Annotated in this window: 13 protein-coding genes; 11 read left to right on the forward strand and 2 right to left on the reverse strand. The window is 69.9% G+C overall.

Annotated elements, in window-relative coordinates; translation table 11 throughout:
- Positions 1 to 121: 121 nt before the first annotated feature.
- The 3 genes from pdxS to ACXAHD_RS08000 are packed head-to-tail and all read left to right on the forward strand — an operon-like array spanning position 122 to position 2,466.
- Positions 122 to 1,057: a pyridoxal 5'-phosphate synthase lyase subunit PdxS gene (gene pdxS / locus ACXAHD_RS07990; protein ID WP_289212703.1), complete on the forward strand. Its 936-nt coding sequence runs from the start codon at positions 122 to 124 to the stop codon at positions 1,055 to 1,057.
- A gap of 32 nt (positions 1,058 to 1,089) precedes the next feature.
- The gene (gene pdxT / locus ACXAHD_RS07995) at positions 1,090 to 1,686 is read left to right on the forward strand and encodes a pyridoxal 5'-phosphate synthase glutaminase subunit PdxT (protein ID WP_281555546.1); all 597 of its coding nucleotides are present in this window, start codon (positions 1,090 to 1,092) and stop codon (positions 1,684 to 1,686) included.
- Positions 1,687 to 1,716: 30 nt separating this feature from the next.
- On the forward strand, positions 1,717 to 2,466 hold the full coding sequence (locus ACXAHD_RS08000; protein ID WP_123601103.1) for a YebC/PmpR family DNA-binding transcriptional regulator: 750 nt from the start codon (positions 1,717 to 1,719) through the stop codon (positions 2,464 to 2,466).
- 104 nt (positions 2,467 to 2,570) lie between these two features.
- Here the strand turns inward: ACXAHD_RS08000 and ACXAHD_RS08005 are convergent, their stop codons facing one another.
- Positions 2,571 to 2,759 carry a DUF397 domain-containing protein gene (locus tag ACXAHD_RS08005; RefSeq protein ID WP_281554478.1) on the reverse strand — a complete coding sequence of 63 codons (189 nt, stop codon included), beginning with the start codon at positions 2,757 to 2,759 and terminating at the stop codon, positions 2,571 to 2,573.
- 136 nt (positions 2,760 to 2,895) lie between these two features.
- Complete coding sequence (locus tag ACXAHD_RS08010) at positions 2,896 to 3,081, reverse strand: hypothetical protein (protein ID WP_475049462.1); 186 nt, start codon at positions 3,079 to 3,081, stop codon at positions 2,896 to 2,898.
- A 559-nt stretch (positions 3,082 to 3,640) separates the two neighbouring features.
- On the opposite strand from ACXAHD_RS08010, the gene ACXAHD_RS08015 reads away from it, so the two are divergent.
- The 8 genes from ACXAHD_RS08015 to secF all read left to right on the forward strand — a co-directional run bounded on the left by ACXAHD_RS08015 (position 3,641) and on the right by secF (position 10,874).
- The gene (locus ACXAHD_RS08015; protein WP_475049465.1) at positions 3,641 to 3,928 is read left to right on the forward strand and encodes a type II toxin-antitoxin system VapB family antitoxin; all 288 of its coding nucleotides are present in this window, start codon (positions 3,641 to 3,643) and stop codon (positions 3,926 to 3,928) included.
- A gap of 212 nt (positions 3,929 to 4,140) precedes the next feature.
- On the forward strand, positions 4,141 to 4,713 hold the full coding sequence (locus ACXAHD_RS08020) for a DUF4352 domain-containing protein (RefSeq protein WP_475049468.1): 573 nt from the start codon (positions 4,141 to 4,143) through the stop codon (positions 4,711 to 4,713).
- Positions 4,714 to 4,828: 115 nt separating this feature from the next.
- Positions 4,829 to 5,356: a crossover junction endodeoxyribonuclease RuvC gene (gene ruvC, locus ACXAHD_RS08025; RefSeq protein ID WP_289212705.1), complete on the forward strand. Its 528-nt coding sequence runs from the start codon at positions 4,829 to 4,831 to the stop codon at positions 5,354 to 5,356.
- Positions 5,353 to 5,955 carry a Holliday junction branch migration protein RuvA gene (ruvA, locus tag ACXAHD_RS08030; protein WP_475049471.1) on the forward strand — a complete coding sequence of 201 codons (603 nt, stop codon included), beginning with the start codon at positions 5,353 to 5,355 and terminating at the stop codon, positions 5,953 to 5,955. The genes ruvC and ruvA overlap by 4 nt, the downstream gene beginning before the upstream one ends.
- Positions 5,952 to 7,058, forward strand: coding sequence for a Holliday junction branch migration DNA helicase RuvB (gene ruvB / locus ACXAHD_RS08035; protein WP_281554484.1), 1,107 nt, complete (start codon positions 5,952 to 5,954; stop codon positions 7,056 to 7,058). Before ruvA ends, ruvB begins: the two co-directional genes overlap by 4 nt.
- Positions 7,059 to 7,203: 145 nt before the next feature.
- A complete protein-coding gene (gene yajC, locus ACXAHD_RS08040) occupies positions 7,204 to 7,548 on the forward strand; it encodes a preprotein translocase subunit YajC (protein ID WP_475049474.1) in 345 nt (114 codons plus the stop codon).
- A gap of 184 nt (positions 7,549 to 7,732) precedes the next feature.
- The gene (secD, locus tag ACXAHD_RS08045; protein ID WP_281554485.1) at positions 7,733 to 9,664 is read left to right on the forward strand and encodes a protein translocase subunit SecD; all 1,932 of its coding nucleotides are present in this window, start codon (positions 7,733 to 7,735) and stop codon (positions 9,662 to 9,664) included.
- 1 nt (position 9,665) lies between these two features.
- Positions 9,666 to 10,874 (forward strand): protein translocase subunit SecF, encoded by a 1,209-nt coding sequence (gene secF, locus ACXAHD_RS08050; RefSeq protein ID WP_281554486.1) that lies wholly within the window; start codon positions 9,666 to 9,668, stop codon positions 10,872 to 10,874.
- The last annotated feature ends 123 nt before the right edge of the window (positions 10,875 to 10,997 follow it).

The raw sequence follows: 10,997 nt of genomic DNA on the forward strand, positions 1-10,997 counted from the left end.
AGTGATCTGGGCCACAGGGCAGGCCACCGGGTTGTCGATTGGCTGTCGGTGGACCCCGCCGGCGGGCGTAGCATCCCAGGCGTACCCCCTGTCGCGCACTTCGCCGAGGAGCCGATCCGTCGTGTCCGAGACCCCCGCTGCTCAGGTCGCCGCCCCGGGTGCCGTCGCGCCCGCCTCCGTCACCGGTACCGCCCGGGTCAAGCGCGGCATGGCCGAGATGCTCAAGGGCGGCGTGATCATGGACGTGGTCACGCCCGAGCAGGCGAAGATCGCCGAGGACGCCGGGGCAGTCGCGGTGATGGCCCTGGAACGGGTGCCCGCCGACATCCGTGCCCAGGGCGGTGTGTCCCGGATGAGCGACCCAGACATGATCGACGGCATCATCGAAGCGGTCTCCATCCCGGTGATGGCCAAGGCCCGGATCGGACACTTCGTCGAGGCCCAGGTGCTGCAGGCGCTCGGCGTGGACTATGTCGACGAGTCCGAGGTCCTCACCCCGGCCGACTTCGCCAACCACATCGACAAGTGGGCGTTCACCGTGCCGTTCGTCTGCGGGGCGACCAACCTCGGTGAGGCGCTGCGCCGGATCACCGAGGGCGCCGCGATGATCCGCTCCAAGGGCGAGGCCGGCACCGGCGACGTCTCCAACGCCACCACCCACATGCGGCGCATCGGCGCCGAGATCCGCCGGCTGACCTCCCTGTCACCCGACGAGCTGTACGTCGCGGCGAAGGAGCTGCAGGCCCCGTACGACCTGGTCCGGGAGGTCGCCGAGACCGGGAAGCTGCCGGTGGTGCTGTTCACCGCCGGCGGTATCGCCACCCCGGCGGACGCGGCGATGATGATGCAGCTCGGCGCCGAGGGGGTCTTCGTCGGCTCCGGCATCTTCAAGTCCGGCAACCCTGCCCAGCGGGCGGCGGCGATCGTCAAGGCCACCACATTCCACGACGACCCGGACGTGCTCGCGAAGGTCTCCCGTGGGCTCGGCGAGGCGATGGTCGGCATCAACGTCGACGACATCCCGGTGCCGCACCGTCTCGCTGAGCGCGGCTGGTGACCGGCGCGGCCCAGTCGGCTCCCGACGCGCGGGTGCGGGTCGGCGTACTGGCGCTGCAGGGCGACGTCCGCGAGCACCTGCGGGCGCTGACCGAATGCGGTGCCACCGCCCGCCCGGTCCGTCGCCCCGAGGAGCTGGAGCAGGTCGACGCCTTGGTGGTGCCCGGCGGCGAGTCGACCACGATCAGCAAACTGGCGGTCGAGTTCGACCTGCTGGAGCCGATCCGCAAGCGGATCGCCGCCGGCATGCCGGTGTACGGGTCCTGCGCCGGCATGATCATGCTGGCCGACGAGATCCTCGACGGCCGGCCCGACCAGCTGTCCTTCGCCGGCATCTCGATGGCGGTGCGGCGCAACGCGTTCGGCCGGCAGGTGGATTCCTTCGAGGCGCCGGTGGTCATCGACGGTGTCGACGGCCCGCCGTTCCACGCGGTTTTCATCCGCGCGCCGTGGGTCGAACGGGTCGGCGAGGACGTCGAGGTGCTGGGCCGGGTAGCCGCCGGAGCGGCCACAGGTAGGATTGTCGCGGTTCGGCAGGGCAATCTGCTCGCCACGGCCTTCCACCCAGAGCTGACCGGCGACGGTCGGGTGCACCGACTGTTCGTGGAGATGGCCGTCGCGGCAGGCTGACCCCGCAGGTGGGAAGCGACGGAGGTGCACATGTCCGGCCACTCCAAGTGGGCGACGACCAAGCACAAGAAGGCGGTCATCGACGCCAAACGCGGCAAGATGTTCGCCAAACTGATTAAGAACGTCGAGGTCGCCGCCCGGACCGGCGGGGGTGACCCGGCCGGCAACCCCACCCTGTACGACGCCATCCAGAAGGCGAAGAAGAGCTCCGTACCCAACGACAACATCGACCGCGCGGTCAAGCGCGGCTCCGGCCTGGAGGCCGGCGGCGCCGACTGGCAGACGATCATGTACGAGGGGTACGGGCCGAACGGTGTCGCCCTGCTCGTCGAGTGCCTGACCGACAACCGCAACCGGGCGGCGACCGAGGTGCGTACCGCGCTGACCCGTAACGGCGGTTCGCTGGCCGACGCCGGCTCGGTGTCGTACCTGTTCTCCCGCAAGGGCGTGGTGATCGTGCCCAAGGGCGAGCACTCCGAGGACGACGTCATGCTCGCGGTGCTCGACGCCGGTGCCGAGGAGGTCAACGACCTTGGCGAGGCCTTCGAGGTGGTCAGCGAGCCAGGTGACCTGGTCGCGGTGCGCACCGCGTTGGTCGACGCCGGCATCGACTACGAGTCCGCCGAGTCGTCCCTGGTGCCGAGCATGAACGTGCCGCTGGACGAGGACGGTGCCCGGCGGATCTTCAAGCTGATCGACGTCTTGGAGGACTGCGACGACGTGCAGAACGTCTACGCGAACTTCGACGTCTCCGACGAGATCATGGCCGCCGTCGGCTGACCGGCCAGGGCTGTTGATGCTGCCTACTGTCCGCTGGTCAGCAGCGGAAAGCCCCGGATCCCGTTGAGATGGGGCCGGGGCTTGTCGTCTGTCCGTACGCGGATTCAGCTGTGCGTCTTCGCCACCTCGACGAATCGGGACCAGACGGCCGGGTGGAAGGTCAGGGTGCCGCCATCGCGGTCCTTGGTGTCCCGGACGTGGACGCGGCCGGGAAGATTGTCGGCGACCTCGACACAGTTGCTGCTGCCGTTGCTGCGGGTCGACTTGCGCCAGCTCGGCGTGGTCACGTCCATGTATCCACTGCTTTCATGATCAGGTCGAGGCTCTGGTCCTGCGGCAGAGCATACTCCCGGATCGCTTCCCACTGATGTTCCAGCAGGTCCACCCCGGCAGGGTCCTCCACCACATCGCCAGCACCGGGCGCATCTCTCACCCCGACGGTCCGCCCAGGTCTGCAGAGTCCTCGGTGGCCGCCCGGTCCCCGGAGCTGTCCCGGGCGGTCCACGACGCGAACTCGACCGCCCGTACCCACATCCCGAACCGGACCACCGGTGAGTGCCACCGGTGCGGCGGCGTACCCGGACCCTGCCGGCCGTTCCTGCGGGCGGTCGCCATCCTGGATCGGTGGGACCCCAGTAGTGCCCGGCGGATCCGAGCCGTACTGCATCTCTCCGGGTTGATGACCGCCGGATACCCGCGCACGACGACCAGGACGAGTCCGCCGAGTCGTACGGGGCGTCGGACGATGCCTGACGACGAAGCTCTGGTGTGCCCCGGTGATCTGGTGGCGCTGCGGCAGTGTGACCACGTGGACGCCGATCGCCCGGTCCGGCTCCGGGTTGAGGAGGTATGGCCGTCCCCGGAGTGGTTCTCGTGGGTGACGCTCTACGGTCGGGAGGTCAGCGACGACCCGCGGCGGCACGGCAGCATCACCAGCGTGCGGGCGTACCGCGACGCGTTGCGCCAGCCCGGGGCGGTCACCAGGACGCCCGCCCCGGTGTGCGCCTACTGCCGTGAGCGACTCGCGGCGGGCAGTCCCATCATTTCCTCTGCCCCTCCTCGGGACCCAAGGCTTCCGGGTCCCAGCTGAACGCCCCCGGGGCCTAGCACTTGTTGAGCCTGATGCCACAGGTGCATCTTGATGCACCTGTGGCATCAAGCCGTCGGAGCACTGTTGGGTCCCGAGAGCCGGCACGGGCACAACGTGCACCTGCCGGCCGAGCGGAGAACCATCCCCTGGGAGATGTCCATGGCCGCGACGCACCTGCATCTTGATGAGGACCTGTTGACGGAAGCCGCTGCCGCGTTGGGCACGACCACGGAGCGGGAGACGGTGACCGACGCTCTCCGGCAGGTGGTGAGAGTAAGCCGCGAACGGCGGCGACGAGCACTGGCTGACCTGCAGGAGATCGCCGCCTCCGGTGGCTTCCACCTCGACCGCCTCGATGGACTCGACCGGTGAGACCAACTGGTCGAGACCGGAGTCTTGCGCTGCACGCCCTCGCTGCTGGGCTACGCGATCGTGGCCACGGCTGTCTGCCGCTCGGTGCCGCGCGGTTTGACAACGTCTCCTAGCGTCACGGGGACGTCAAAGATCACCTGAGCCGGCGGCTCTCCACTGTCGTGGTTCGGGTGCGCAGATCCAGTCGCAACAGAGCCGGAAACGAGGACACGATGGCCAACAGGAAACTCGGTGCCGCAGTTGCCCAGATCGCCGTGCTCGGCGTACTCGGGCTCATCGCCGCAGGCTGTTCGTCGACGGAGGAGACGCCGCCGACGAACGTCGAGCAGACAGCGGCGCCGTCGCAGGCCGACGAACCGGCCGACGGCGCTGATGCCGGCGGTGACACCAGCACCGCGGCGGAGCCACTCCCGTACACCGAGGAACTCAACGGCCGCAGGATCACCGTCGAATCGTTCGGCACCTCCGCCGCAGGCTCCCCACTGTGGGAGGTCGGCGAGGGCAACGAGGTGCTGTACCTCCAGGTGAAGATCGAGAACATCGACGCCGAACCCTGGGAGTCGAACGTCGTGCAGTTCTTCCTCCTCGACGAGTCGGACGAGACCTACGCCCCGTCCTTCTACGACGCCGAGGTCGGGGAAGCCCCGGACGCGGTCACCCTCGCCCCCGGTGATTCGGTCGAGGGGTACGTCCCGTTCGAGGTCCCCGCCGGCACCACCGGCCTGCGTCTGGAGTACGCGGTCGACCTGAGCCAGAACGCGGTTATCGACGTGCAGCTGAACTGACGTACCGGCCGGGTGGCTCCGGTACGCGTGTCGGCTGTCCCGGCCCGCCGCTGGTTGGCTAGGGTGTCGAACACACGTACGTGTGGCGGTGGTGTCGGCTGGGGGAGGATCGGTGGTGCGGGTGCTCGGGGTCGACCCTGGCCTGACGAGGTGCGGGGTCGGCGTGGTGGAGGGCGTGCCGGGTCGGCCGTGCCGGCTGGTCGCGTACCACGTGGTGCAGACCGACCCGGCCGACGACCTGCCGGACCGACTGTTGCACCTCGATGAGCGGCTGACCGCCCTGGTCGCCGAGCACCAGCCGCGCAGCGTGGCGGTCGAGCGGGTGTTCAGCCAGCACAACGTGCGTACCGTGATGGGCACCGCGCAGGCCAGCGCGGTGGCCGTGCTGGCCGGCGCGCGGGCCGGGCTGCCGGTGCGGACCTACACCCCGAGTGAGGTGAAGGCGGCGGTGACCGGTTCCGGCCAGGCCGACAAGGCCCAGGTGACCGCGATGGTCACCCGGCTGCTGCGGCTGGACCGCCCACCGCGCCCGGCGGACGCCGCCGACGCGCTCGCCCTGGCGATCTGCCACATCTGGCGAGGTGGTACGCATGACCGGCTGGCCGCCGCACAGCGGGCGGCCCGGAGCGGAGGTGCCCGATGATCGCGAGTCTGCGCGGGGTGGTGCTGGCGGTCGCGCCGGACAGTGCGGTGATCGAGGTCGGCGGGGTCGGTCTGGCGGTGCACTGTGCCCCGGGCACCCTGGCCAACCTGCGGCCCGGCGGCCCGGCCCGGCTGGCCACCAGCCTGGTGGTCCGGGAGGACTCGCTCACCCTGTACGGCTTCGCCGACGACGACGAGAAGCAGCTGTTCGAGCTGCTGCAGACGGCCAGCGGGGTCGGGCCCCGGCTGGCGCAGGCGGTGCTGTCGGTGCTCACCCCGGACGCGGTGCGCAAGGCGATCGCGAATGCCGACACGGCGGCGCTCACCCGGGTGCCGGGGATCGGCAAGAAGGGCGCCGAGCGGCTGGTGCTGGAGTTGCGGGACCGGGTCGGGCCGGTGCCGGTGGGTGCCGACGGCGCGGCCGGGGTGACCGCCGGGGCGTGGCCGGAACAGGTCCGGCAGGCGTTGGTCGGGCTGGGCTGGACCGCCGGGCAGGCCGACCAGGCGGTGGCCGCCGTGGCGGAGAGCCTGGACGGCCCGCCGCCGCCGGTCCCGGTGCTGCTCAAGCACGCAATCAGGCTGTTGGGTAAGAGCCGGTGAGTGGCGACGTCGAGGGCCTGGTGTCGGCGTACGCCAGCGACGCCGAACGCGACGCGGAGGTCAGCGTCCGGCCGCGCCGGCTGGCCGAGTTCATCGCCCAGCACCGGGTCCGCGACCAGCTGGACCTGCTGCTGCGGGGCGCGATGGGCCGGGGCGCGCCGCCGGACCACATTCTGCTCAGCGGCCCGCCGGGGCTGGGCAAGACGACGCTGGCCAACATCGTCGCCGCTGAGCTGGGTTCGGGTATCCGGGTGACCAGTGGGCCGGCGATCGAGCGCTCCGGTGACCTGGCGGCGATCCTGACCAGCCTGGCCGAGGGCGACGTGCTGTTCATCGACGAGATCCACCGGATCGCTCGGCCGGCCGAGGAACTGCTCTACAGCGCGATGGAGGACTTCCGGGTCGACGTGGTGGTCGGCAAGGGGCCGGGCGCGACGGCGATTCCGCTGGACGTGGAGCCGTTCACCCTGGTCGGTGCGACCACCCGGGCCGGTCTGCTGACCGGGCCGATGCGGGACCGGTTCGGGTTCGTCGCGCATCTGGACTTCTACGAGTCGACCGAGCTGGAGGTGCTGCTGACCCGGTCAGCGGGGATTCTCGCGGTGCCGATCACGCCGGACGGGGCGGCGGAGATCGCCGGCCGGTCCCGGGGGACTCCGCGGATCGCCAACCGGCTGCTGCGCCGGGTCCGCGACTACGCCGAGGTGCGGGCGGCCGGGGTGGTCGACCGGGATACCGCCCGGGCGGCGTTGGCCGTGTACGACGTCGACGAGCTGGGTCTGGACCGGCTGGACCGGTCGGTGCTGACCGCGTTGATCGGCTCGTTCGGTGGCGGCCCGGTCGGGTTGTCCACCCTGGCGGTGGCGGTGGGGGAGCAGCCGGACACGGTCGAGGAGGTCTGCGAGCCGTTCCTGGTGCGGGCGGGGCTGCTGGCCCGTACCCCCCGGGGGCGGGTGGCGACCGAGGCGACCTGGCGGCATTTCGGCCGGGTGCCGCCGCCGGGAACGCTCGGCGGTCCGGCCGTGCCGGGTGTTCAGTCCCGGGCCGGTACGGCAGGCGGCATGGTGTCCAATATGCCTGATTTATTCTCGGATGAGGCTTAAACTATCTCGTGATCTGAACGTGATCCGTGCCGATCACAGAGTTCACAGTCACAGCGACTAGACTCGCCGCGGTCTGTACGGCACGTGAGATCCCGCCTCCGCAGAGCGTAACGGCGTCGCGAGTGGCTGACGAAAGGTTGTTGTTGTGTTCTTGGCGCAAGAGGGCGCGGGCGGCGCCAGCTTTATGCCCATCCTGATGATCGGCCTGCTCTTTGTCGTCATGTACTTCATGATGATCCGGCCGCAGCAGAAGCGGCGCCGCGAAGCCGAGCAGATGCAGTCGTCGATCAGCACCGGCGACGAGGTCGTCACCATCGGCGGCCTGTACGGCACCGTGTCCAGCATGGACGACGAGACGGTGATGCTCGAGGTCTCGCCCGGAGTGCACGAGCGCTACGCCCGACCGGCGATCGCCCGGGTGGTGCCTAGGACCGACGTCAGCGCGACGACCGAGTCCGCCCCGGCGGACGAGGTGCCGACCAAGGACTGAGCCACCCCGGGTCGCCAGACCCGAGTTACATCGATGATACTGATCGTTGTGTTGCCGGTCACGACCGCTCGACCTGACGGTCGCGGCTGGTACGACGACCATCCCACCGCCGCTCGCACCAGTGGCACCAACCGCTGCCGCCCGGGGCACCAGCGGCCGAACCGCGCAGGGAGACAGGACCGCCGTGGCACCACCTCAGGGACAGATGCGCCCCGGGCGGCAACTCGCCGCACTCGGGCTTATCTTCGCCGTCCTCTACCTCATGGTGTTCTTCGCCGGAGCCAGCGGCAGCTGGCAGGACCGGCTGGAGCCCAAACTCGGCCTGGACCTGATCGGTGGTACCCGGGTCACCCTGGAGGCCACCACCGAGGACGGCAGCGCGCCACCGGCCGCATCGCTCGACCGGGCCCGCGACATCATCGAGAACCGGGTGAACAGCCTCGGCGTCTCCGAGGCGGAGGTGGTCACCGAGGGCGACCGGAACATCGTCGTCTCGCTGCCCGGCCAGAACCGCGACCTGACCGAGATCGGTAACGCGGCCGAGCTGCGGTTCCGCAAGGTACTCAAGGCCACCGACGGCGGTGAGCCGATCCAGCCACAGGCGTCCCCCACGCCGAGTGAAGGTGCCGGCGAGGAGGGTGCCGACGCGTCGCCGTCACCCGGTGCCTCGCCCGACGCCGAGGCGTCTCCTGGCGCGGAGCCGTCGCCGCAGGCGGAGGCCGAGCAGAGCCCGGCCGCTGGTGGCGAGGGCGGCATGGCCCAGCCGGACCCGACCGACTCGGCCAGCCCCGATGCCAGTGTCAGCCCCAGCCCGCAGGCAAGCCCGAGCGCGTCCCCGACGCCCGCCGCCGACACCGACGGGCCGGTCGACCTCGCACAGGTCCAGGCAAAGGTCGGCGAGGCGGCCTGGGCGGCGGCGACCGGCCTGCAGGCCCCGGCCGACTTCAGCGCAGACCCGACGCTGGCCGACACCCTGGCCCCGTTCGGCGAACTGACCCCGGCGGAGATCCGGGTGCTGCCGGCCGGCGTGCAGTACAACGTGCCGTACGTGACCTGTGACAAGCTCCTGCTGCGCCAGGCTGGTTCGATCCGCGACGAGTCCCAGCAGGTCGTCGCCTGCGAGGGTCTGGTCAAGTACCTGCTGGACGAGGCGAAGGTGGTCGGCACCGACGTCAGCGACGCCAGCGGCGTGCTGGACCAGACCACCAGCCAGTGGGTGGTCAGCCTCAACTTCACCGGCTCCGGCCAGCGCGCCTGGACCGAGCTGACCCGCGAGGCGTTCAACAACACCGACCAGGAGTGCGAGGCGAGCGCGCTCGGCCAGGACGGTAAGTGCCGGGTCGCGGTGGTCCTCGACAACGAGGTGATCTCCTCACCGGAGATCCAGGGCGTGCTCACCGGCGACTCGCAGATCACCGGCGACTTCACCAGCGCCACCGCCAACGAACTGGCCAGCAACCTGCGCTACGGTGCGCTGCCGCTGACCTTCGAGCAGCAGGAGGCGCAGAGCATCTCCGCCACGCTCGGAACCGAGCACCTGCGCGCTGGCCTGCTCGCCGCCGGCATCGGCATGCTGCTGGTCGCGGTCTACTCGTTCTTCTACTACCGGTTGCTCGGCATCGTGATCTTCCTCAGCCTGATCCTGTCGGCGCTGCTGGTCTTCGGCGCGATGGTGGTGCTCGGCCGGCAGATCGGCTTCACCCTGACCCTCGCCGGAATCGCCGGTCTGATCGTCTCGCTGGGTGTGGCGGCCGACTCGTTCGTGCTCTACTTCGAACGCCTCAAGGACGAGATACGTGAGGGTCGAAGTCCACGCAGCGCCGTACCCCGGGCCTGGCTGCGCGCCCGGCGGACGATCATCTCGGCGAACGCCATCACCCTGATGGCGGCGGTCGTGCTCTACATCGTGTCGGTGGGCACCGTGAAGGGCTTCGCCTTCGCTCTCGGCCTGGCGACCGTGCTCGACCTGGTCGTGGTGTTCCTGTTCCGGCACCCGATCATGTCGATGCTGGCCCGGACCAAGGCGTTCCTGTCTCCCCGGGTCAGCGGCCTCGGCCGCGCGGTGAAGACCGAGGACGAGACCCCGATTCGCAACCCGCGCGTCAAGGAGGCCTGACATGAGCGGTTTCGCTGGACGCCTCTACCGGGGTGAGGCCAACCTCCCGATCGTCAAGCGGCGTAACACCTGGTTCGTGATCGCCGCGGTGGTCGTCGTCCTGTCGATCGCAAGCTTCTCGATCCGGGGCTTCAACCTCGGCATCGACTTCCGGGGCGGCAACGAATTCCAGGTGCCGGCGAGCGTCGGCACCCTGCTGCAGGCCGAGGACGCCCTCGACGCCGAGCTCGCCGAGTTGGACACCGAGGAGCCGCTCGAGGTGGTCTCCGGCCAGGAGGTCGGCGGCACCACCTACCTGTTCCGCACCGCCGAGCTCACCTCCGAGCAGACCGAAGCCTTCAAGCAGGGTCTCGCCGAGCGGCTCGACATCGAGCAAGCGGCGATCAGCGACAGCCGGGTCAGCGGTGCCTGGGGTAGCCAGGTCACCCAGCGGGCGCTGCTCGGCCTGCTGGTCTTCATGGTGCTGGTCACCATCTACCTGGTGCTGCGGTTCGAGTACCGGATGGCGATCGCGGCGGTCGCCGGCCTGGTGCTCGACCTGCTGCTGACCGCCGGCATCTACTCGGCCTCCGGCTTCGAGGTCACCCCGTCGACGATCATCGGCTTCCTGACCATTCTCGGCTTCGCCCTCTACGACGTCGTGGTGGTCTTCGACAAGATCCAGGAGAACACCCGGGGCGTCACCGGCGGCAGCAGCCAGACCTACGGCGAGGCCGCCAACCTCGCGGTCAACCAGACCCTGATGCGGTCGATCAACACGTCGATCGTCGCGTTGCTGCCGGTCGGTGGGCTGCTGTTCATCGGTGCCGGGCTGCTCGGCGCCGGAACCCTCAAGGACCTCGGTCTGGTGCTGTTCGTCGGTATGGGCGCGGCCTTCTTCGCGTCGATCTTCTTCTCCTCGCCACTGGTGACGGTGCTCAAGGAGCAGGAGCCGAAGTACAAGCTGCACACCCAGCGGGTGCAGGCCAAGCGGTCCTCCCTGGCGGAGCGGGACAAGGCACCGAAGCGGTCGCGTACCAGCGCCGGTGCCTCGACCACAACGTCGGCCGACGAGCCCGCCGAGACCGAGCCCGCCGCGGACGCCGCTCTGGCCGGCACCGCGCCGAAGGCCGGTGCCCGACCGGCCGGCAAGCGTCAGTCCGGCGGCGGTCGTGGCGGCCGACCCGGCGGTGGGGGCCGCAAGCGCCCCAGCGGCGCGAAGCGTCGCTGACGATTTCCCTCGGTGGGGGGGGGGGGGGGGGGGGGGGAGGGAAGAAAAAAAGAAGAACAAACAAAAGAAAAAAAAGAGAAAAAGGAAGAAAAAAAAAACAAAAGGAGATAGAGAAAAGGAGCG

This window comes from Micromonospora sp. ABR4_055 (assembly GCF_056160425.1).